Source organism: Azorhizobium doebereinerae UFLA1-100, from assembly GCF_000473085.1.
Taxonomy (GTDB): Bacteria; Pseudomonadota; Alphaproteobacteria; order Rhizobiales; family Xanthobacteraceae; genus Azorhizobium; species Azorhizobium doebereinerae.
The window spans coordinates 332,886-356,934 of the sequence record NZ_AXBA01000001.1 but is presented as its reverse complement, the minus strand read 5'-3'; the positions used below and the strand labels follow the sequence as shown (position 1 = coordinate 356,934).

The following is a 24,049-nucleotide window of genomic DNA, read 5'->3' as shown; positions in this document are numbered from 1 at the left end:
CTCAGCGGTCGAGCCAGACCCGGGACCAGCTTTCGCCCATGAAGTCGGCGTCCTGGGAATGGTCGCGGACGTCGGCGCGGGCGATGGTGACGGAGCCGATGTCCACCAGCGAGGTGATCGGCAGCGCCTTGGCGACGCCCTGCTGGAATTCGACCGCGAGCGCCTTGCGCTTGGCCGGGTCGGTCTGGGTGGTGAGCTGCTCCACCAGCGCATCGAGCTTGGGGTCCGAATTGCCGTTGGCATTGCGGAACGCCGCGCCCTTCACGATGCCGTCCGTGGTCACGAACTGCGTCCAGTTGGGCACCAGCTCGATGGGGCCGGAATTGTTGGAGATGGCGATGTCGTATTCGTAGTCCGAATAGATCCGCTTCAGCGAGGTGGCGCGGTCGGGAATGGCGAGGTCCACCTCGACGCCCACGTCCTCCAGCGCCTGCTTCAGGTACTGGCCCATCTTGACGTTCTCTTCGAACCAGCCGGCCGAGACCACGCTGAGCTTGAAGCGGCTCTTGCCCTTCAGCGGGAAGCCGGCGGCGTCCAGCTTCTTGGCGGCGAGCTTGGGGTCGAAGGGGTATTGCTCCACGTCCTTGGTATAGAACAGCGTGTTGCTGGCCGGGATGAAGCCGGTGGAGGGCGTGGCGAGGCCGAAGAAGATGGTGTCGCCGATGAACTCGCGGTCGATGGCGTGCATCAGCGCCTGGCGCACGGCGACGTTCTTGACGATGTCGCGGCGGCTGTTGAACTCCACCGTCGCCACCCAGGCGGAATTCTCATAGCCCTTGGTGGTGGAGACGAATTTCTTGGTCGCCTCCAGGCGCTTGATGTCCGGCACCGGGATGGGGTTGAAGCAGCCGATGTCCAGCTGCCCGGCCTCGAAGGCGGCGGAGCGCGAGGCGGGGTCGCGCCACCAGCGGATGACGAGGCGGTCGATATAGGGCCGGCCGGCGTCCCAATAGGCTTCGTTGCGGGTCATCTCCACATGCGAGCCGCGCACCCATTCCTTGACCTTGAACGGCCCGGTGCCGATGGGGGCGTTGTTGGCCGGGTTGGTCAGCAGTTCCTTGCCGTCATAGATGTGCTTGGGGATGACGAGGCCGGACTTGCCCGCCAGCACCGACTTCAGGAAGAATTCCGGCACGGTGGTGTTGAAGGTGAGCTTCACCGTCAGCGGGTCCACCGCCTCGGCCCCGGTCAGCGCTTTCAGCGCGAGGCCGGCGGAGACGGGTTTCCAATAGCTCAGCGCGTTGAACACCACGTCGTCGGCGGTGAAGGGCTTGCCGTCGTGCCAGGTCACGTTGGGCCGCAGCTTGACGATGTAGCTCTTGAAGTCGGCGGCGGGGGTGACCTCCAGCGCCAGCACCGGCTGGAAGTTCAGCGCGCCGTCCAGGCGCAGCAGGCGCTCAAGGATCTTGGTGGAGGTGAAATAGGGGCTGGAGCCGCCGCCGGGCGGCACGAACAGCGCCTGCGGCTCGAAGCCGCCCCAGGTGCCGGTGAGCGTGCCGCCGCGCTTCGGCGTCGCCTGGGCGAGGGCGGGCAGCGGCAGGCTCGACGCCAACGCGAAGCCGGCGGTCGTGGTGAGGAAATCACGCCTGGAGATCATTGTTCAGCTCTACCTTCTGCTGGTCATGGGCCTCATCTGGTAGATCCTCCGCGTATCCCTAAAGTCATAGATTTATTGATGTTTTTTATAATGTCTTGGCGGCGGGCGGCGGGGTCGCCGCCCGCCATCTTGCTTGTCTCGTCACTGCGTGGCGTAGGCCGCCCGGCCGATGGCCAGGAGCGCTCCCGCCTCGTTGAACACGTCCACGTCGGCGATGCCGACGGTCTTGCCGAGCCGGCGCACCTTGGCGACCACGATCAGGTCGGTGTCGATGGCCGGGCGCAGATAATCCACCCGGAAGTTCATGGTGGGAAGGCCGCGCCCGACCATCATGCCCACGGCGAAATCGCCCACCGTATCGATGACGAAGGCCAGCGGCCCGCCGTGCCACTGCCGGGAGCCCGCGCGCCGCTCGAACTCGGGGCGCATGGGGCAGCGCATGGTGATTTCCTGCTTATCATGGTCCAGAGCCGTGACCCGGAGCCCGGAGAAGGCGATGCAGGGCGAGCCATCCAGATAGGCCTGGACGCCGGCGGCATCGAGCCGCGCGGGTCCGGACGCCTTCGTCTCGGGAGCTTCGGCCCCGGGCGCCGTCCCGCCGGTGTTCGCTTCGCTCATGGCGCCACCACCACCTTGCCGATCACTTCGCGGTCCTCGATCACCCGCAGGGCCTCGGCAGCCTCCTCCAGCGCGTAGGTCTTGTCCACGATGGCCTTGAGCTTGCCGGAGCCCACCAGCTCCAGCAGCGTGGTCACGTCCTCCGGCTCCCAGCCGTTGGAGCCCTTGATGTCCAGCTCGAAGGTCCAGATGTAGCGCAGGTCCTCGGGCGGGGAGAAACCCGCCGTGGCGCCGCAGGTGAGCTGGCGGCCGCCGAGGCGCAAGGTGCGCAGCGACTTCACCCAGGTCTCGCCGCCGGTGAAATTCACCACCACGTCCACGCCGCCGCCCTTCTGGCTGCGGCGCCGGCTCGCCTTGCCATGGCGCTCCTGCACCGCTTTGAGAAAATCCTCTTCCTGGTAGTAAATGATTTCGTCGGCGCCGATGTCCAGCAGCCGCTGGCCCTTTTCGCGCGATCCGGCGCAGGCGATCACATAGGCGCCCGCCAGGTTGGCCAGCTGCACGCAGCACACGCCGACGCCGCCGGAGGCGCCGAGGATCAGCACCTTCTCGCCCGCCTTCACCTGGCCGCGCGTCACCATCATGCGGTAGGCGGTGCCGTAGGCGACGGGAAGGGCGGCGGCCTGCTCGAAGCCGATGCCGTCGGGAATCCTGAACAATTGGTGCGCCTTGCAGACGCAATATTCGGCGAGGCCGCCGTTCTGGGTCTCGCCCATCAGCCCGCCTTCCACGCGGTTGATGGGGTCCACCAGCACCCGGTCGCCCACCGACCAGCCGCTGACGCCTTCGCCCAGCGCGACGATCTCGCCGGCCACGTCGAGGGCGATGACCAGCGGCATGGGGATCTTGATGCCGGGCATGCCGCGGCGGGTAAAGACGTCGTGATAGTTCAGCGAGGCGCCGCGCACCCGCAGCAGCACCTCGCCCGGCCCCGCCTCGGGGGTCGGAAAATCAGCCTCCAGGACGAGCTTTTCGAGCCCGCCGTGTTCCCGCATGACCACGGCCCGCATGACACCCCCTTTTTCTGGTGATGAGGCCCGGCGCGCGCGGCGCGCCGGATGGTTCAAGCCGGCTCAGGCGGCCGGGACGAAGGCGGTGATCACGCCCGAGGCGAGGGCCGGCGCCACCACGACGCCCGCGCCATAAGGCGCGAAGGCGACCCCGGAGGCGGCCAGCGCGCCCTTGGCCTGGTCCACCGACCGGGTGAGATAGACCAGGGCCACCATGTGGTCGGTGCCGTCCGGCCCCAGTTCCGGGGCGATGCCGAAGCGCGCCGCGATCACCTCCGGCTTGAGGATCGAGACGGTGGGCACGCCGGCGGAGAAGGCGAGGCCGCCCTCCACCGCCTTCAGCAGGCCGGGGCCGAACATGCGCTCGTAGATGGCGCCGGTGCGGGCGGGATCGGTGCTGGCGATGACGAATTCGGCGATGCCGGCGACGCCGTTGGGATGGACCTGCTGGGCCGGCTGCCACACCAGATCGGGCGTGTAATGGTGGCAGAAGAAGGTGCGGCCGTTCTCAACCTCGGCGGCGCCGATGCGCAGCACGCGGAAACGGGCGTCGCGGCTGCCGCCGGGCACGTCCACCGGCCGGCTGAACTCCGCCGGCCGGTCCACCGGGACGCCGCGCCGGGTGAGGTCGGCATAGCGCGCCTCCGGATCGCCCGGCTTGAACACGAGGCCGGTGAGGCCGGGCGGGTGGCGCCACAGGTCCGCCCGGTTGCCCGCATTGCCCGGCTCATAGCCGAGCAGTTCCATGTAGTCCGTGCCGAAGATGGCGAGATGGTTGGCCGAGCCGAGCGAATGGTGGCCGCGCGGGGTGAGCTGGAAGCCGAGCTTCTCATAGGCGGCGAGGGCCGGATCGAGCCGGTCCATCACATTGATCACCACGTGGTCCAGGACTGGCCCCGGCAGGGACGTCGCGACATCGGTCACAGCCACATCTCCTTCTCTCCGCGGCAAGCTCTCCGGCACCCGGCGGCCGCTGCGAGGAATACTATGCTAGCTATATTGCAATTAACACCATAGGAAAGGTCAAAAATTAATTTTCCATCGAATTTATGGAAAGAGTGTGGTTCCACGCGACGTCCGCCCGGCTTCCACAGCGGTTATTGTATTAGACGGAACCTCCGGCGAAAAATCATTGCAAATTTTCGGGCAACGGCGGTTTTTTGCGAAGCCGCCATGGCGCGCAGCCGCGACTTTCTAGCATGGCTTCCCGCGCCATGGGCCGAAGGCGAGCATGAGATTGCACAATATGCCCGGCGCGGACATGGGCCGGTCGCCATGCCGATTGTCCGTCCCCCCGCCGGGCCCTATCGTGCGCGCCGGGCGCCGGCCGGCCCCGTTCCCGGTCCGTCCTTGCGCACCCCCAAGCGCCCGTCATCCTTCCAAGAGGTCTGCCCGTGGATCTGTCGTCGCTCGATTATCGCACGTCCTACCAGATGGTCCGCCAGCCGGTGCTCGGGCGCAACGTGGTCTCCACCTCGCAGCCGCTGGCGGCGCAGGCCGGCCTTGCCATGCTGGCGCGCGGCGGCAATGCGGTGGACGCCGCCATCGCCACCGCCATGACCCTGGTGGTGGTCGAGCCGTCCGGCAACGGCCTGGGCTCGGATGCCTTCGCCATATTGTGGGACGGCGAGACGCTGCACGGCCTCAACGCCTCCGGCCGTTCCCCCGCCGCCTGGACGCCGGAGCGCTTCAAGGGCCGCGCGGTGATGCCGGAGCGCGGGTGGGACGCGGTCACCGTGCCCGGCGCGGTGTCCGGCTGGATCGCGCTGTGGCGCAAGTTCGGCTCGCTGCCGCTCGACGTCATCGCCGCCCCGGCCATCCATTATGCCCGCGCGGGCTATCCGGTCTCCCCCTCCGTGGCCAAGCTCTGGGCCAATGCGCAGACGCTGCTCGCCGGCCAGCCGGGCTTCGCCGAATGCTTCCTGCCCGAAGGCCGGGCGCCGAAGGCGGGCGAGCTGTTCCGCTCGGAGGCCATGGCGCGCAGCCTGGAGCTGATCGCGCAGACCGAGGGCGAGGCCTTCTATCGCGGCGAACTGGCCGACAAGATGGTGGCGCACGCCGCCGCCCACGGCGCGGCCATGACGCTGGACGACCTCGGCGCCCACCAGGCGGATTTCGTCGAGACCCTGTCGCAGCCGTTCGGCGACGGCGTGGTGCACGAACTGCCGCCGAACGGGCAGGGCATCGCCACCCTCATCACGCTCGGCATCCTGGAAGCGCTCGGCCATGACGGCGCGGACGTGGATTCGCCCGAGGGCATCCATCTGGCCATCGAGGCCACCAAGCTGGCGCTGGCCGACCTGTTCCAGTACGTGGCCGACCCGGCCTACATGAATATCGATCCCGCCTCGCTGCTGGACCCGGCCTATCTGGCCGGACGCGCCAAGCTCATCGACCGCTCGACCGCCGGCCTGCCCACCTATGGCGCGCCGAAGCAGGCCGGCACCGTCTATCTCTCCGTGGCCGACGCCAAGGGCATGATGGTGTCCTTCATCCAGTCCAACTACATGGGCTTCGGCTCCGGCGTCGTGGTGCCGGGCACCGGCATCAGCCTGCAGAACCGTGGCGCCGGCTTCGTGCTGAAGCAGGGCCACGCCAACGAGGTGGCGCCGCGCAAGCGGCCGTTCCAGACCATCATCCCCGGCTTCGCCATGGACCGCGCGGGCGCGCCGCTGATGTCGTTCGGCGTCATGGGCGGGCCGATGCAGGCGCAGGGCCACACCCAGATGGCGCTGCGCGTGCTGCGCCACCGGCAGAACCCCCAGGCCGCCGCCGACGCGCCGCGCTGGCGCGTGGTGGCCGGCCGCAAGGTGGCGATCGAGGCCGGCGCCGGCCCCGCCGTGCTGGAGGGCCTGAAAGCGCTGGGCCACGAGATCGTGCTCGATCCGCCGGAAGCGGTGTTCGCCTTCGGCGCCGCCCAACTGGTGGTGCGTGGCGACAACGGCTGTTATGCCGCCGGCTGCGACAGCCGCAAGGACAGCCAGGCCGCAGCCTTCTGAACCATCCGCCGGCACCGCCCCGCCGCCATGCCGCGGCGGGGCATCGCCGCGCCGCCGGGCGCTCCTGATCGATTGAATGACACGACGCCGCGCGCCTGCTTGCCGGTGCGCGCCCTCGCGCCCGCGCATCCCGGGTAGTGCGGTTTTTTAGTACCGTCGATGATTTATAGACTGCATGATATGTATAGCTTCGAAAGCATATCGCCGAATAACTTGAGCTTTAGGCCTTGTGGCCCTGCCGGCTATTTGTTTGGCTGGCTTATGGTTCAGTCAATACGCGTGAATACTGTCAAGTCGTAGAAATTCCGTATTGACGTAAGATCTTCAGCGCTCCTACATTCCTGAACGGCATGCGGACGCGAGCATGCAGACGCGCCGGCCGCCGTTTCGCGCAGCCGGCGTTCCTCATGCGGGGCGCGCTGCCGCAGGGCGCCGCCAGGCCAACCGGGCGAGGTCCCCATGACGGGACGGTCGAAGCGGGCGGGCGCGTCTCCGGCGTCGCTCGGGATCGCGCACCAGGTGCAGATCGACCAGCGCACCGGCACGCTCAACGTCTCCGTTCCCTTCGAGGTGACCGCCGGGCGGCGCGACCTGCACCCCGCGCTCGGCATCGACTATCGCAGCGGCGGCGGCAACGGGCCGTTCGGCCGCGGCTGGGCGCTGGGCGGCCTGCTCTCGGTCTCCATCCATACGGCGCGCGGCCTGCCGGCCTATGACGGCGGCGACGTCTATGCCTTCTCCGGCGCCGGGGAGCTGACCCCGAGCCCGGCGGGCTGGGAGGACCGGGGCGCGTTCCGCGTGCTGCGCCATCGCCCGCGCTTCGAGCGCGGCTTCCTGCGCATCGAGGCCTGGGCCGAGAAGGCCACCGGCGCGCTGCATTGGCGCACCCGTGACGCCCGCGACACGCTCACCCTCTATGGTCTCGACGCCAGTTCCCGCATCGCCGATCCGGCCGATCCGGCGCGGGTGTTCTCCTGGCTGCCGGACTGGCAGATCGACGTGGCGGGCAATGCCGTCCGCTTCCTTTACAAGGCGGAGGATTTCGCCGGCGTCGACCGCGCGAAGCCGGAGGAGGCGGGGCGGCTGCGCGCCGCCTTGCCTCCGGCGCAGCGCTACCTGAAGAGCGTGCTGTGGGGCAATGTGCTGCCCGTCGCCGCGCCGGGGCCGGATGCGGCGGGCCAGCGCTGGTCGTTCCGGCTGGTGTTCGACTATGGCGACCACGCCGCGCCCGCGCCCGCGCCGGACCAGCCCTGGCCGGTGCGGCCCGATCCCTTCTCGCTCTACGCGCCCGGCTTCGACCTGCGCAGCTACCGGCTGTGCCGCCGCCTAATGCTGTTCCACGACATCGCCGCGCTGGCGCCCCAACCGGTGCTGGTCAACGACTGGCGGTTCGAGCACGAGGCCCGGCCGCAGGGGGCGGAGCTGATCCGCGTGCGCCAGTTTGGCCATCGCCTGGGCGGGGAGACGCTGGAGCGCCCGCCGCTCGTCTTCAGCTACACCGCGCCGCGCATGGGGGCGGCGTTCGAGGCCGCGCCGCGCCGCGCGCAGGACGTGCCGGCCGGGCTCGGCGGGGCGCGCCACCGCCTCGTCGACCTGCTCGGCGAGGGCCTGCCCGGCCTGCTGCTGGAGCAGCGCGACGCCTGGACCTACCGGCCCAATGAGGGTGGCGGGCGGTTCGGCGCCGAGCGCATCGTGGTCGAGCGGCCGTCCCATGCGGTGGCGGCGATGGCGGTGCAGGATTTCGACGGCGACGGCAATCCCGACCTCGTGGTCACCGGCAGCCGGGGCGCGGGCTATTATGCCTATGATCGCCAGAGCGGACGCTGGAGCGGCTTCACCCCCTTCCCGCAGGTTCCCCATCTGGACGCCCTCGGCCACAAAACCCAGTGGCTGGATCTCGACGGCAACGGCCATGCCGAGCTGGTCATCGGCGGGCCGGACAGCCTGACCTATTATCCCTCGCTCGGCCGCCAGGGCTTCGGGCCGGGCCGGCAGGCCCGCCCGGCGCGCGGCGGCGATGCCACGGCGCCCTGGCGCGACGCGCCGCAGCTCGACTTTTCCTTCGCCGACATGACCGGCGACGGCCTGCCCGACCAGGTGCTCGCCCGCAACGGCTGCGTGGTCTACTGGCCCAATCTCGGCCATGGCCGCTTCGGCCCGCCCATCGCCATGGACCAGGCGCCGCACTTCGCCCACGAAGGCCAGTTCGACGCCGGGCGCCTGATCTTCGCGGACATCGACGGCTCGGGCACCAGCGACCTGCTCTATCTCGGCACCGGGGAGATCGCGTGGTGGATCAATGCGGGCGGCAATGGCTTCCTGCCCGGCGGCACGCTCAAGGGCCTGCCGGTGATCGACCAGCGCGCCACGGTGCGGGTGCTGGACTTCCTCGGCGACGGCACGCCGTGCCTCGTCTGGAGCGCCGGCGCGGGCGCGGGGCAGGGGCCGCTGTCCTATCTGCCGCTCACCGACGGGGTGAAGCCGGGGCTGGTCGTGGAGACCGACAATTCCATGGGGCTGCGGCGGCGGGTGTCCTACGCCACTTCCGGCCAGCACTATCTGCGCGACCAGGCGGCGGGGCGGCCCTGGACGCGCAAGCTGCCGCGCCACGCCACCGTGGCCGACCGGCTGGAGACCATCGACGAGATCGGCGGCGCGCGCTCGGAAACCGTGTTCTTCTACCACGACGGCTCCTATGACGGGCGCGAGCGCAGCTTCCGCGGCTTCGGCCATGTGGAGATGCTGGACGCGGAGCTGGACGGCGCGCTGGGGGTGGAGGCGGCGGCGACGGCGCCCGCGCTGACCCGCACCTGGCACCATCTCGGCGCCGAGGGCGTATCCTCGCCCGCGCGCATGTGGGCTGGCGACCCGGCGCAGCCGCGGCTGGCGCCCCTCGCCTTCGAAGGCGCCGAGGCGCTGCTTCCGGACGAGGCGGAGGACGCGCCGGCCGCCGTCGCCGGCACCGTCGTGCGGCAGGAGCTGTTCGCGGTGCGCGACGGGCAGGTGGCGGCCCATCCCCTGTCGGTGACGCTGACCGGCGTCAAGGTCCGCCGCCTCCAGGCGGCCGGGCCCCGCGCCAGGGCGAGCTTCATCGCCCTCGCCCGGGAGACCGTGGCCTGCCTCTATGAGGAGACGGCGGGCGATCCGCGCATCGTCCACCAGCTCGCCTTGGCCCATGACGCCTTCGGCATCGCGACCCTGTCGCTGGACGTCGCCTATGGGCGTCGCGGCGCCCCGGCCGATCCCGCGCAGCAGATCACCTGCGCCAATCTCGCGCGCCTCACGCTCGCCCATGTGGACGAGGCCGAGCGGGTGGAGCGGTGCATCGCCCTGGAGGCGGAGGATTTCGCCATCGAGGGGCTGGTCCCGCCCGTGGGCCGGATCTGGAGCTGGCAGGAGGCGCAGGGCCTCGCTGCCGCCGCGCTCAGCCAGATCGTGCCGCACGACGCCCCCTTGGCGCCCGGCGCGGCGCGCCGCTCCGCATGGGGCCGGACCTTCTACTGGAACGCCGCCGGCACCGCAGTGCTGCCGCACGGCCAGCACGCCGCGCCGCTGCGGCTGCACCATGTGGAGACGGCGGCCTTCTCGCAGGCCCATGTCGCCGCCGCCTTCGGCGGGCAGGTGGACGCGGCGCGGCTGGGCGCGGCCCTCTACCAGCCGGGCGACGGGCATTGGTGGTGTCCGGGCGAGGTCTTCCATTATGCCGGCGCGGACGGGTTCCTCCGCCTGGAACGGATCGTCCGCGCGGACGGCGGCGAGACCGCTTATGCCTATGACGCCGCAAGCCTCATGCCGGTCGAGACCGTGGACGCGGTGGGCAACCGCAACCGCCTGGAGATCGACTATCACGTGATGGCCGCGCGCCGCATCACTGACGAGAATGGCGGCGTCACCGAAGTCCTGTTCGATGCCCTAGGCGTGCCGGTGGCCACCACCCGCCGCGGCACCGTGCGCGACGCGGGCGGCGTCGCCCAGGCGCAGGGCTTCGGGCCGCTCGGTCTGCCGGCCTTGGCCACGGTGGAGACGGCGCTGGCCGATCCCGCCGGCCATGTGGGCCAGATGGCCGGCGCGGTCATCTACGACCTCGACCGCTGGAAGACCAAGGGCGAGCCGCCGGTCACGGTGGCGCTCACCCGCGAGAGCTTCGTGCATGACGGCACCGGCGCCGCGCCAGCGCCGTCCGCCGTGCTGACGGCGGTGTCGCATCTGGACGGGTTCGGGCGCGCGGTGCAGGAGAAGGTCCGGGTGGAGCCGGGCCTCGCGGTGAAGCGCGGCGCCGGCGGGGCGCTGGAGCTGGGGCCGGACGGCCGGCCGCTGCTCGCGGCGGCGGCCGAGCGCTGGCTGGTGGCGGCTTACACCCTCCATAACCTCAAGCAGCAGGCGGTGCGCACCTACGAGCCGTTCCACTCCACGCTCTGGCGGTTCGAGCCGGAGGCGGAGCTGGCGCGCTTCGGCACCTTCACCAGCCTGACCTATGACGCCATGGGCCGGACCATCCGCCAGGACGATCCTAACGGCACCCACAGCCGCAGCGAGCTGCTGCCCTGGCGGACGCGCCAGTTCGACGCCAACGACACGGTGGCGGATTCGCTCTACCGCATCGCCCGCGAGGGGCTGCCGGCCGCCGATCCGCAGCGGCGCGCCCTGGACGGCGCCTTGCAGCATAAGGACACGCCGGCCGTCCTCCATCTCGATGCCATGGGGCGCGTCATCCTCACGCAGGAGAGCGACGGCATGGGCGGCGAGCATCGCGTCACCACCCGCTTCAATGCGCTCGGCCACGGGGTGGAGAGCCGCGATCCGCGCGGGCTGGTGGCGGCGACGTCGCTCCAGGACATGCTGGGGCGGGTGGCGCGCAAGACCTCCGCCGATGCCGGCACGGAGATCGTGTTCCACGACGCCCTCGGCCGGGCGGTGGAGAACTGGTCGGCGGGGGGCGCCCGCCGCCGCATCCTCTACGACCGGCTCGACCGCCCCACCGGCATTCTGGTGGACGGGCTGCCGGGCCTCGACGCGCAGGTGGAGGCGATCGTCTATGGCGACGATCCGGCCATCGCCGACGCGGAGCTGCGCCAGCTGCGCGGCCGCCCGGCCATCCTGCGCGACGAGGCCGGCGAGCGGGAGATCCTGCGTTGCTCCATCGACGGCCAGATGCTGGAGGCGCGCCAGCGCATCGTCGCCGACATCAAGGCACAGGTGGACTGGCGCGCGCCGCCGGCGCTGGCGCCGGAGGTGTTCCGCACCGCCGCCAGCTACGACGCCATGGGCCGCACGCTGCGCCAGGACCTGGCGGACGGCACCGTCCTCACTTATGCCTTCCAGGCCGGCGGGGGATTGCGCGGCATCGGCGCGCAGAGCCTGGACGGCGTGCTCGCGCCGACCCCCATCGTCACGGAGGCGGAGTTCGACGCCCACGGCCAGCGCGCGCGCCTGACGCTCGGCAACGGCGTCGTCCTGCGCCATCATTTCGATCGCGAGACCCGCAAGGCGAGCCGGGTGGAGGCGGCGCGGCCCGCCGGCGCGCTGCCCGCCGCCACCTTGCAGGACCTGCGCTATGCCTATGATCCCGCGGGCAATGTGGTGTGGGTGGAGGACCAGGTCCACAAGCCCGGGCCGGGCACCATCATCGGCGGCGCCGCCGTCGCCGCTGAGCGGCTGTTCAGCTATGACGCGCTCTATCGCCTGCGCACCGCCACCGGGCGGGTCCACCGGGCGCTGCTGCCGGACGACCACCGCACCGATGCCCCCAACCCGGGCAGCTTCAAGGGCGCGCGGCGGCTGTCGCTGAACGACGGCGGCCAATTGGAGCGCTACACCCAGAGCTACAGCTACGACCTCTCCGGCAACATGACCAAGCTGGTGCATGCGGGCGGGGCGGCCAACTGGACCTCGGATTTCTGGGTCTCGGGCACCTCCAACCGCGCGCTGCCGGCGCTGGACGCCAACGGCCTGCCGGTGGCGGCGCCGGAGGCGCAGTTCGATGCCGCCGGCCAGTGCCTGCGCTTCCCGCATCTGGCGCGCACGCAGTGGACCTGGCGCGGCGCGCTGGCCCGCGCCGTGGTCATCGACCGCAGCATGGCCGGGCAGAGCGACGATGCCGAATATTACGCCTACGACGCGAACGGGCGGCGCGCGTGCAAGCGCACCGAGCGGCTGACGGCGGGCGGCGTGGAGGTGATCGAGACGCTCTATTTTGACGGCTGCGAGATCCGCCGGGTGACGCGGGCGGGGACCCCGATCCTGGAGCGGCGCACGGCGCATGTGAGCGACGGCTTCGGGCGGGTGGCGCTGCTGCACCGCTGGAGCCGCGACGATGCCGGGCGGGAGACCGACGACATCGCCAAGGCGCGCATCCGCTACCAATTGGGCGATCATCTCGGCTCGGCGCAGCTGCAGCTGGACGAGCGCGGCGGGCTCATCTCCTATGAGGAATACCTGCCGTTCGGCGGCACCGCCTTCATCGCCGGCGACGATGCGCGCGAGGCGGAGATCAAGACCTACCGCTTCTGCGCCAAGGAGCGGGACGACGCCACGGGGCTGTATTATTTCGGCGCGCGCTACTACGCGCCCTGGATGTGCCGCTGGATCAGCGCCGACCCGGCGGGGCAGGTGGACGGTCTCAACCTCTATCTCTACGCCCGCAACAATCCGATCACCTATTACGACCCGACCGGCCTCCAGACCGCGCAGCGGCGGGGCCGCGAGGTGGACGTGGCCGGCGCGGTGCCGCTCGCCGTGCAGGAGGCCTTCATGGGCCTGCCGGAGGCGCGCAAGACGGAATTGCGGGCGCTGATGCAGCAGGGCCAGTTCCGCTGGTTCCTCGATCGCGCCAGCGGGCAGGTCTATTTCGGCACGCTGGCGGAGATCCGCCCGCGGGTGGAGGCCAGCCTCGCGGGCGGCCAGGACGTGGCGGCGCTCCAGGCGCCCGGAGCCGGCGCGGGCGGCACGGCGCCCCGCTCCGGACCGGGCGCCGGGGCCGGCAGCCGGCCGAAGCGGCCCGCCCGCCCGAAGGCGCCACCCCCGCCAGCGCCACCCCCCGGTGCCGGCGCGGGCGGGACGGGCACGGGCGGGGCCAATCCGGGCAGCGGCACCGGCAGCCAGGCCACCGGCGCGGATGGCCGCGCGGGCGCCTCCACCGGCACCGGCAACGCCGCCGATCCCGGCGGGGCCAGCGCGACGCCGGGCGACGGCGGCGCGCCGGGAACGGCGCCGGGCACCGGCACAGGCTCGGGCGGAACCGGAGGCACCGGCACGGGACCTAGCGGCACCGGCGGCAATGGTCCCGGCCTCGGCGCGCAGGGCACCGGCACCGGGGGCGGCGGCTCGGCGGAGGAGTTGGCGGGGCTGGGCGCGGGCAGCGGCGCCGCCGGTCCCGGCTCCGGCTCGGGCTCCGGCGTGGGCGAGGGTGCCGGCAGCCATCCCGGCGCAGGCGAGGGCGAGGGTGACCACGCGGGCGGCGGTGCCGGAACCGGCGCTGGCGCGGGACAGGGGCAGGGCGCGCACGGCCAGGGCTCCGGCCAGGGCACGGTGCCGGGCGGCCATGGCACCCATGGCGCCGGCGGCCGGCCAGGCGGGCATGGGGCAGGGGCTGGGGCAGGTGCAGGGGCGGGGGCAGGCGGTGCCGGCCGCCCCGGCGGGCCGGCGGCCGCGCCGCAGGCCGACCCGAACGGCGATCCCAACGCCCCGCCCGGCAGCCGCCCCGGCGGCGCGCCGGGCACCGGCTCGGACCAGGGCCAGCCCGGCAACATGGCCAATCCCGGCGGCGATCCCAACGGCCGCCGCGACGGCGGCACCCAGGGGACGCCCACAGGCCAGGGTCCCGGCCGGCCGCCGGGCGCGCCCGGCGCGCCCCAGGGCACGGCGGAGCGGCCGGGCGGAGCGCCGGGCGGCGGCAGCGGCGGGCCCCCCGGCCCGCGCGAGAAGCCCACCGCCATGGACTATGTCACCACGGTGGCGGGCTGGTGGAACCTGGAGTTCAGCGGCGACCCCAAGGGGCGCTCGGGCGGCGTGCCGGGAGGCTTCGGCTCGCACAATTGGGGGGCGTGGGGCCAGGGCATCTTCGTCGCCCTGACGGTGGCCGACATCGTCGTGACCTTCCTGAGCCTGGGCGGCTATGCCGGCATCAAGGCCAGCCTCAAGGCCGGCTTCCAGGCGCTGAAGGCGGCCGGGCGCAAGGCGCTCACCCAGGGCGCACGGCTGCTGACGCGGGAGTTCTGGGAAAAGGCCCTTCAGCGCGGCGTGCGCGCGGGGATCAACTGGAACCCGCTCCGCGGCCGCTCGCTCGCCGAATTCCTGCCCTTCGGCAAGTTCGGCAAGGTGGCCACGAGCGCGCCCGTCGAGACCGGCCTGTTCAAGAAGAAGGTCGTCACCTCGACGGTGGATTTCCTTGAGCTAGAGGGCATGAACGGCACGCGCATCTTCGCCTCCACCGAGGCGGTGACGAACGGCCATGTGGACGACCTCGCCAACCAGATCCTGAAGGGGCCGCTCGGGCGCGGCAAGCCGATCGAGATCATCTCCGGCACGCACGGCAGTCCGGGCGGCTACATGTCGCGCGAGCTCACCTTCCTCATGGAGGATTACGGCATCGCGCCGGGCGCCAATGTCATCGTCCACGACGCCGCCCGCATGGGGCCGGCGCAGATGCGGGCGGTGCTGGAGAGCGGCAACGACGTGATCCTGGGCTGGTGCTTCAGCGAGAATTCGCGCCGCGTGATCACGGCGATGGGCCTGAACTTCCTGCGCGCGCCCTTCTAGGGCCGGCGCGCCCGGCACGGGCGAGCGCGGGAGGCGGCTCCATGCCGCCGGGACGACACGCGCCCCCCGCGATGGGGACGCGGCTACGACGGACGATACGGGCGGGCGAAAGCCGGGGGGCGTCATGGACAGGAAGATTCTGAAGGAACTGGCGGCGGGCCAGGAGACCAGCCTCAGCCAGCTGAAGCGCGACAAGCCGGAGGTCTTCAAGGCCGTCGCCGACAGCTTCGGCAAGGCGCGCAAGGAGATGCTGATCCGCAATCTGGGCGATGCCCCCGCCAGCCTGAAGCGGGCGCTGGGCGCCCTGAGCGAGGCGGACCTGGCGGGCGAGAAGGCCGCCGACCTCATCGCCCGCGCGGTGGACGGGGTCACCGCCACCCAGGAGGAGAAGGAGGCGCTGCTGGCGCGCCTCGACATCCTGCGCCAGGTCGATCCCGGCCACCTCGACGCCGACGTTCCCCTGGCGCTCAACCCGGCGCTGGCGGGCGCGCTGGCGCGGGCCGAGCTGTTCGCCTTCGCCGACGCCGCGAAGATCAAGACCAAGACCGCCGACGCCCTGGCGCAGACCGCGGACGACATCAACGCCATCGACGACGCGGCGCTGGCCGAGCTGGTGGCCGGCAAGGCACTGGCCGACCGGGAGGCCAAGGCCATCGGCTTCCGCCTCAGCCTCTATCATCTGGTCGATGGCGACACCGCCGCCGCCATGGCCCTCAGCCCGGCGGAGGAGGGCGCGGCGGGCGACATCAAGGACCTGCTGGCCCTGTCCCGGGAGCAGATCGCCGCGCGGCTCAAGGCGGCCCGCGTCGCGCCCCCCGAAGGCGCGACGCTGGAGCAGGTGGCGCAGGACATCACGCGCAAGCTCCAGGCGCGCTTTCCGTTTGAGGCGCTGCGCCGGGCGAGCCCGCCGCCGCAGCAGGCGCAGCTGGCGCGCAGCCTCAAGGCGCTGGAGCCGCTGGCCCGCGCCGATCCGCACTGGCTGACCCGGAGCGCCGGGGCGCTGGACCTCCCAGGCGTCACCGCGGCGAAGCGCCGGGACATGCTGGCGGCGCGCGAGACCCTGGCGCGCACCGCCGCGCGCTATCCCGGCCTCCAGCTCGACGCGGTGTTCCGGGAGACCGCCGATCCCGCCGCGGCGGCGAAGATCGCGGCGGCGCGCATCGGGCTGATCGACGCCGTGGTCCGGCAGAATCCGGACGTGGAGTTCCTGGCGCTCGACTACACGCCCGGCAGCCAGGATCTGGCGCGGCTGAAGACGAACGGCATCGCCGAGAAGGACCTGGCCCTGGTCGTCAATACCTTCAAGGCCGAGCAGCGCATCTTCGCCGTCACCGATGATCCCGAGCTCAGTGCGCGGGTGCTGGAGGCGGGCTACGCCTCCTCGCTGGCCATCGCGCGGGAGGATTTCGAGACCTTCTCCGCCACATCCGGCCTGTCCGCCGAGACGGCGCGCACCATCTACGACCGCGCCTCCGGCACGCTGTCCGGGGTGAGCGCGCTGGTCGGCTCGGTGATCGATGTAGTGAAGGGCGGCTTCGGCAGCCTCGGCGTCGGCAACCTGTTCGAGGATGTCTCCGACGGGCTGAAGGCGATGGAAGGCTATGCCGATTTGTTCGGCCCCACCGAGGTCTGCGACTGCGACCATTGCCAGTCGATCCTGAGCCCGGCAGCCTATTTCGTCGATCTGATGTATTTCATCGAGCAGCACGTCACCAGCAAGGTCTTCACGGGCACCAAGGCCGACCATGCGCTGAGCCTCAAGGTTCGTCGCGCCGACCTGTGGACCTTGCCTCTGACCTGCGCGAACACCAACACGCTGCTGCCGACGCTGGTGGTGGTGAACGAGATATTGGAAGCCTACATCACCGGCAAATTCAGCCCGGCGACCAATGTGGGCGACCGCGAGGCGGTGGAGGCGTTCGTCTATGGCACGCGCCTGCCGCAGGCGAAGGCCTCCTTCGTCACCCCCTTCGTGCTCGCCAGCGCCAAGGCCGACGCCTATCTGGAGCCGTTCGAGCGCAGCCGCGCCGACCTGGTGAAGGCGGCGGGCGCGGGCGGCGGCGCGCGGGAGGCGGCGGCGGTCCTGAAGATCGCCAAGGCCGAATACGACATGCTGGTGGCCCCCAACACCGGCTGGCCCTATCTGCGCGAGCTCTATGCCTTCGACTTCTCCGTGCCCGCGAGCGGCATCGCGGCCGCGCTGGAGGTGCAGGAGATCCTGCCCGCCACCGGGCTCGCCCGGGCGCAGTTCGGCGATCTGGTGGAAACCAAGTTCGTGCGCGCGGACGGCACCCGCAACGTGCGCATCGAGGCGCAGAAGCGCGACGCCTCCAGCGTGCAGAACGACGTGGAGCGCATCCTCGGGCTGAATGCGGCGGCGCTCGACGCCATGCACCGCTTCGTCCGGCTGTGGCGGCTCACGCCCTGGACGGTGGGCGAGCTCGACCTCCTGCTCAAGCAGCGCTCGCCCGCCGCGCCGGCGGGGCTGGACGCCGCAGCGGTGGCCGACGTGGCGCAGGTGCTGGCGCTGACGCAGCGCTTCGGCCTGCCGCTCGACGAGGCCTGCGCGCTGTGGAGCGCGATCCCGCGCGTGGAGGTGCAGGCCGGCCGCCGGTCGCTGTTCGACCGGCTCTACAACAACCGGCCCTATGCGCTGACCGAGGGCATGCTGCCCAAGCCCGCGGTGGCCTTCGTCCATCCGGCCTTCCGTCCCTCGGCGACGCCGCTGCCGGCGGACAACACCCTGCAACGCCTGCTGCTGGCGACCCGGCTCTCGGAGGAGGAGCTGGGCAACCTCATCGCGGTGCTGGCGACGCCGCTGGGCGCCAACCTCGCCCATGCCAATCCCGACAGCCGCGGCTTCGCGCTGAACGCGGCCAACCTGTCGCTGCTCTATCGCCATGCCCGGCTGATGAAGCTGCTGCGCCGCGCGGCCGGCGAGCTGAAGCAGCTTCTGGCGTTCGCCGCCATCGGCGGCGGGGCGGTGAACGATCTGGCCGAGCTGCGCGCGCTGCTGGACTTCGACGACTGGGTGCGGGCCGGCGGCCTGTCTCTGGACGACCTCGCGGTGGTGACCGGCGGCACCCCGCTGGCGGCGGAGACCTATCCCGTCGCGTCCGAGGTGGCGGCGCGCATCGTCGCGGGCGTCGCCGCCGACGGCGCCTTGCTGTTCGCCGCCACCGTCTTCGCCTTCCTGCCCGGCGTCACCGAGGAGCAGTCGAAAGCGGTGGTGGCGGCCAATGCCGGCCTGTTCGAGGCGCAGGGGCAGGGCATGCTGCGCCTCAAGGCGGCGACGGGGCTCGCCCCGGCGCTGGTCATTCCCGCCGGCATCGCCACCCCGCTCGCCGCTTTCCAGGCGGCGCTGGCGGGCTATCATGCCGGGCACATCCTGCCGGTTCGTCTGGCGGCTGAACTCGGCCTCGACGGCGGCAAGCTCGCCGCGCTCGCCGGCCTTGCCGGGATCGATCTGGCCACGCCCGCCTTCGCCACGGCCTTGCAGGGCGGGGCGCTCGCGCCGCTGGAGCAGGCCGTCGCCACGCTGGCCAAGCTCGCTCTCCTGTTCAAGCCCGCCGCCCTGACGCCGGACCGGCTCGCCTTCCTCGGCGCGCACAAGGCCCTGCTGGGCATCGCCGGCTATACCGCGCCGACGCTCGCCGCCATCCGCACGCTCAAGGTCTATGAGGGGCTGATCGCGCCGCGGCCGCCGGTGGCCGATGCGGATGCGCCCGACCCGGCGGCGGTGGAGGCGGCGCTGGCCGCCTTCACGCCGGCGCAGAAGTTCGCCGCCGTGCCCGCCGCCGTGCTGGGGGCAGCCCTCGGCGTCGCCCCGGCGGTGGCCACCGCCATCTCGGCCCTGGCCTCGCTGGCCAATGCGGCGGCCCCGGCGCTGGCCGCGCTGGCGGCGCTGGCCCGGCTGTCGCGCGACAGCGGCATCGGGGCGGAGACGATCAAGCTCCTGTCATCGGAGGCGACGGGGGATCTCGACCGGGGCGCGGAGGCGCTGGTGAGCGCGCTGCGCCAGCGCTTCCCGGACGACGCCGATTTCGACGCGCGCCTCGCCCCGCTCGACAACCGCCTGCACGGGCGCAAGCGCGACGCCTTGGCCGACCACGTGATCCGCAAGAGCAGCGAGCGCTTCACCTCGCTGGAGGATCTCTACGCTTATTTCCTGATCGACCCGCAGTTCCAGGGCTGCGCGCGCACCTCGCGCGTGGTCGCGGCGATCTCCTCCTGCCAGACCTACGTGCACCGCATCCTGCTGAACCTGGAGCAGGACCGGCGCGACGTGGCGGACCCCGACCATGTCCATGTGCTGCCGAGCCGGATTCCGGAGGACGAATGGTCCTGGCGCAAGAATTACCGCGTCTGGGAGGCTAACCGGAAGGTGTTCCTGTGGCCGGAGAACTATCTGGAGCCGGAGCTGCGCGACGACAAGACACCGCTGTTCAAGGAGCTGGAGGACAAGCTCCTGCAACAGGACATCAACGAGCAGAACGTGCTCGATGCCTATGGCGACTATCTCTCCGGCTTCGAGCAACTGGCGAACCTGCGCATCGCCGGGGCCTATCACGAGCTGAGCTGGAGCTCCGGGCAGGACGTGCTGCACGTGTTCGGCTGCACCAATGCCGATCCGCCGGTCTATTATTACTGGACCATCGACAACCTGTTCTACGGCAAGTTCGATCCCGACCGGGCGGTGTCCTATTCGGCCCGGCGCAAGATCGACGTGTCGATCCCCGCGCGCACGGTGACGCCCGTCGTGCACCTGGGCCGCCTGTTCCTGTTCTGGAACGAGATCACCACCTCGTCCAGCAACAAGGTGAAGGACGGCGAGTCCAAGTTCGTCGGCTACAAGCACAAGCTGACGGTCAAATTCACCTCGCTGCGCCTCGACGGCGCCTGGACCCCGCCGCAGGCGCTGAAGCTGGCGCAGAATTCCACCGTCGGCTCCGGACAGACGATTTCCGACCCGCTGACCTACAAGGGCAGCATCTACAATTACGGCGTGCCCTACCGGCAGCCGGACACGACGATCCATTCCGAGGCGCAGGACGGCTATACCCTGGGCGGGTTCCAGTGGGAGGGCGTCTATCCCGCGCTTTATAATGATCGCCTGATGATGAACTATGCCGGCCTGCTGAGCATCGCGGAGGCCGACCTGTTCGACCAGAAACAGATCGGCCTGTCCTCCACGCTGCAAAGCGCGCTGAGGGCGATGTGGGGCCAGACCCGGCGGATGCTGCACGTGGGCCGCGCCGGCAGCGCGCGCAAGCTCTATACACCCAACGCCCGCTTCGACTTCGGCTGGGGCCGGACGCTGACGCCGTTCGCGCTCCAGGCGGCGGTGGCCGACATCGACACGTTCGAGGACTTCGTCATCGGCTGGGGCATCTGGCCGGACTTCCTCTCCGCCTATCGCACCCTCGCCGGCGTGGAGCCGAACAAGCGCGGCGCGCCCATCGCCAGCCTGCGCAAGGGGCTGGCCACCACGCTGGCGGTCGGCGGCGGGCCGAACGGGGCGGGCCTCGTGCTCCAGGAGGGGCCCGACGCGACCTATGTGTTCCGCAGTTTCGCGGCGGAGGCCGAATATGAATCCCACCGCCTGAGCACCACCATCGCGCGGGCCATGTCGCGCATCCTGTTCACCGGCGGCGTCAATCAGCTGCTCGACATCAAGACGCAGAAGAGCCTGGCGGAGGAGGACCACATCCTCCAGCCCGGCGCCGACATCCGCAATGCCGGCCGGGTGGGGGCGATCGATTTTCGCGGCGCCATGGGGCGCTATTACAAGGAGATCTTCTTCGAGATCCCGTTCCTGATCGCCGACAATCTCAACGGGCGGCAGAAGTTCTCCGCCGCGCAGCAGTGGTTCCATTACATCTTCGACCCGACGGCGACGCTCGATCCCTCCATCAACCTCGCCGGCCTCTCCGCCGGGCAGCGCAAGAAGGTGCTGCGCGACCGCGTCTGGCACTATATCGAGTTCAAGAACCTGACCCCGCCGAAGCTGCGGGACATCCTGACCGACGAGGCCGCGATCAAGGCCTACAAGGAGGATCCGTTCAACCCGCACGCCATCGCGCGGCTGCGCATCTCGGCCTATCAGAAGGCCGTGGTGATGAAATATGTCGCCAACCTGCTGGACTGGGGCGACAGCCTGTTCACGCAGTTCACGATGGAATCCGTCAACGAGGCGATCGTGCTCTATGTGATGGCGCAGGAGATCCTCGGCCGCCGCCCGGTGAAGGCCGGCGATTGCGGCGAGGGGACTGTCACCCCCAAGACCTATGCGCACATCCGCCCGACCATCGACCGCGGCTCGGAATTCCTGCTGGAGGCGGAATCGATCCTCTGGATCGCCCCCAAGGCGCGCAAGTTCGCCCGCTTCAAGGATGCGACGCGGGCCAGGTCCTATCTGGACTATGTGCGCAAGGATGGCGCGGTGCAGGTGCGCGCGGCGGTCAGGGCCGCCTCCATCTATGCCCGCGCCGGCGACCCGCCGCCGGTGGAGGTGCGGGCCTCCGCCCGGACCATGCGGCGCGAGGAGGTGGAGGGCGGCCGGCCGATCGAGACCGAGGCGCTGTCGATCCACGCCAAGGAGCGCGACATCGCCGTGATGGCCGCGAGCGAGGCCCCCGAGGCGGTCCGCGCGGGCGTCTCCGCCGTCTATGCCGAGGTGGCGCCCACCCGCTTCGAGCGCGCGGCGCTGATCGAGAACAGGCGGACCTCGGTGGCCATCGACGACAATGCGGCCATCTCCCGCCCGGTGGACTGGAAGCGGACGCGGCCGGGCAGCTGGACCGTGGTCAATGGCCGCGCGCGGCCCATGTCGGTCAACGATTCCATCCTCATCGACGACTTCCGCCGCACCGGCCGCTTCGGCTGGTCCATCGTGCGCCAGATGGGGCCGGTGTTCTGCATTCCCGAGAACAAGGACCTGGCGGCGCTGTGGGACCGGGTGGAGGACCGGCTCTACAAGATCCGCAACTGCCTCGACATCACCGGCGCGCGGCGCGACCTGTCGCTGTTCGCGCCCGAGATCGATCCGCGCCTGCTGGTGCGGGCCAGGGCGCAGGGGCTCTCGATCGAGGACGTGCTGGGCGCCTCCAGCGGCAACCTGCCGCCCTATCGCTTCGCCTATCTGATCGAGAAGGCCAAGCAATATGCCGGCACCGTGCAGGGCTTCGGCGCCCAGCTGATGGCCGCGCTGGAGAAGCGCGACATGGAGGAATTGACGCGGCTGCGCAATACGCAGGCGCTCAACATGACCAAGCTGAACACCCGCCTGCGCGAATGGGAGCTGCGCGTCGCCGAGGAGCAGGTGGCGCAGATCGAGCGCCAGAAGCAGGCGGCGGAATACAAGCGCGACTACTATGCCGGCCTGCTCGACAGCGACCTCAACGGCTGGGAGCGGGCGCAGCAGGTCACCAAGCACACGGGCCTGGGCTTCTACACCCTCGGGGCGCTGTTCGGCGGCACGGCGGGCGTGCTCGGCCTGATCCCGCAGATCGGCTCGCCCTTCGCCATGAAGTATGGCGGGCAGGAGCTGAACAACAGCTTCAAGGGCTGGAGCATGTGCTTCAGCGACACCGCCAAGCTGCTGGACATGGTGTCCGCCTCCATGGGGCTGGAGGCGAGCTTCGAGCGCCGCCGCGAGGGCTGGGACCACCAGGTGGACCTGGCCAACCACGAGATCAAGCAGATCGACAAGCAATTGTCGGCGGCGAAGATCCGGGTCGACATCGCCCAGCGCGGCATCGAGCTGCACCAGAAGAATATCGAGGACCAGGAGGAGGTGATCGAGTTCTTCGTCACCAAGTTCAGCAACCTCGGCCTCTACAACTGGCTGTCCGCGACCCTTCAGCGGCTTTATCGGCAGAGCTTCAACTCGGCTCATGCCATGGCCCGGCTGGCCGAGCGCGCCTATCGCTTCGAACGCGACGACGAGGCGACGCCGCTGCTCGACGCCACCTATTGGGACGCCAGCCAGGCCGGGCTGCTCGCCGGCGAGCGGCTGACCAGCGACCTGCTGGAGATGGAGCGGCGCTTCATCGAGACCAACTACCGCACGCTGGAAGTGGACCAGACCTTCTCGCTGATGCAGCTCGATCCCGCCGAATTGCTCACGCTGCGGGAGACCGGAACCTGCGAGATCGTCCTTCCGGAGGTGGCCTTCGACCTGTTCTACCCCGGCCAGTACCGGCGCAAGATCAAGGCGGCGCGGATCACCATCCCTTGCGTCACCGGGCCCTACACCAATATCTCGGCCGAACTGACGCTCAAGCAGTCGTTCCTGCGCAAGAGCCCGGGCACGGCGGCGGCCGATCTTGTCGAGGTGCCGCTGCGCCACGTGGGCACCGTCGCCACCAGCACGGCGCAGAACGATGCGGGGGTGTTCGACTTCAGCTTCCGCGACGAGCGCTACATGCCGTTCGAGGGCGCCGGCGCGGCGAGCGTCTGGACCCTGACCCTGCCGAGGACTTTCCGGCCGTTCGACTATGCCACCATCACCGACGTGCTGATGCACATCAGCTATTCGGCGCTGACCGACGGCGTGCTGCGGGCCAAGGTGGAGGACAGCAATGCCGCCCTGGAAGGCTCCATCGCCAAGGCGCTGACCGACACGCCCATGGCGCGGGTGTTCAGCCTCAGGCAGGACTTCTCCTCCACCTTCCAGCGCCTGCTCAATTCGCCGCCGGGCACGCCGCTGGCGTTCGAGCTGGACGAGCGTTCGCTGCCCTTCTTCCTCAAGGGCCGCGCGCTCACCCTCTCGCGCGCCCTGCTGATGATCCGCACCGGCGGCGGGGCCACCGGGGCCGGCGCGTCGGTCACGCTCGACACCAAGCCGTTCAACGCCTTTGCCGCCACGCCGGAATTCCCCGGCTGGCGCACGGCCAACGTGCAGGCGGCGCTCGGCGCAGGGCTTCTCGGCAAGCACACGCTGGCGCTGTCCGCATCGGGCGATCTGGCCCCGGCCGGCGGCGATCCCGCCGCAGGCGACCCGATGAAGCTGCTGGACGTGGCGCTCTATGTGGAGGTCACGCTGTGAGGCGGCCCCGCCGGCGGGG

Annotated in this window: 7 protein-coding genes; 3 read left to right on the top strand and 4 right to left on the bottom strand. The window is 70.7% G+C overall.

The window, feature by feature from the left end:
• Nucleotide 1: 1 nt before the first annotated feature.
• The 4 genes from YU1_RS0101370 to YU1_RS27370 form a co-directional block, all read right to left on the bottom strand.
• Nucleotides 2–1,597, bottom strand: coding sequence for an ABC transporter substrate-binding protein (locus tag YU1_RS0101370; RefSeq protein ID WP_029002542.1), 1,596 nt, complete (start codon nucleotides 1,595–1,597; stop codon nucleotides 2–4).
• 141 nt (nucleotides 1,598–1,738) lie between these two features.
• Nucleotides 1,739–2,215 carry a PaaI family thioesterase gene (locus tag YU1_RS27375; RefSeq protein WP_084539574.1) on the bottom strand — a complete coding sequence of 159 codons (477 nt, stop codon included), beginning with the start codon at nucleotides 2,213–2,215 and terminating at the stop codon, nucleotides 1,739–1,741.
• Nucleotides 2,212–3,225, bottom strand: a complete 1,014-nt coding sequence (locus YU1_RS0101360) for a quinone oxidoreductase family protein (RefSeq protein WP_029002541.1) — start codon at nucleotides 3,223–3,225, stop codon at nucleotides 2,212–2,214. Before YU1_RS0101360 ends, YU1_RS27375 begins: the two co-directional genes overlap by 4 nt.
• Nucleotides 3,226–3,288: 63 nt before the next feature.
• Nucleotides 3,289–4,149, bottom strand: coding sequence for a VOC family protein (locus YU1_RS27370; RefSeq protein WP_035713171.1), 861 nt, complete (start codon nucleotides 4,147–4,149; stop codon nucleotides 3,289–3,291).
• A 509-nt stretch (nucleotides 4,150–4,658) separates the two neighbouring features.
• On the opposite strand from YU1_RS27370, the gene YU1_RS0101350 reads away from it, so the two are divergent.
• From YU1_RS0101350 to YU1_RS27365, 3 genes are all read left to right on the top strand, one after another.
• Complete coding sequence (locus tag YU1_RS0101350) at nucleotides 4,659–6,224, top strand: gamma-glutamyltransferase family protein (protein WP_051356376.1); 1,566 nt, start codon at nucleotides 4,659–4,661, stop codon at nucleotides 6,222–6,224.
• Between the two features lie 459 nt (nucleotides 6,225–6,683).
• Nucleotides 6,684–14,981 carry a SpvB/TcaC N-terminal domain-containing protein gene (locus tag YU1_RS0101345; protein WP_084539573.1) on the top strand — a complete coding sequence of 2,766 codons (8,298 nt, stop codon included), beginning with the start codon at nucleotides 6,684–6,686 and terminating at the stop codon, nucleotides 14,979–14,981.
• 124 nt (nucleotides 14,982–15,105) lie between these two features.
• Entirely contained in the window at nucleotides 15,106–24,030 is an 8,925-nt protein-coding gene (locus tag YU1_RS27365) for a Tc toxin subunit A-related protein (protein ID WP_035713165.1), read from the top strand.
• Nucleotides 24,031–24,049 lie beyond the last annotated feature (19 nt).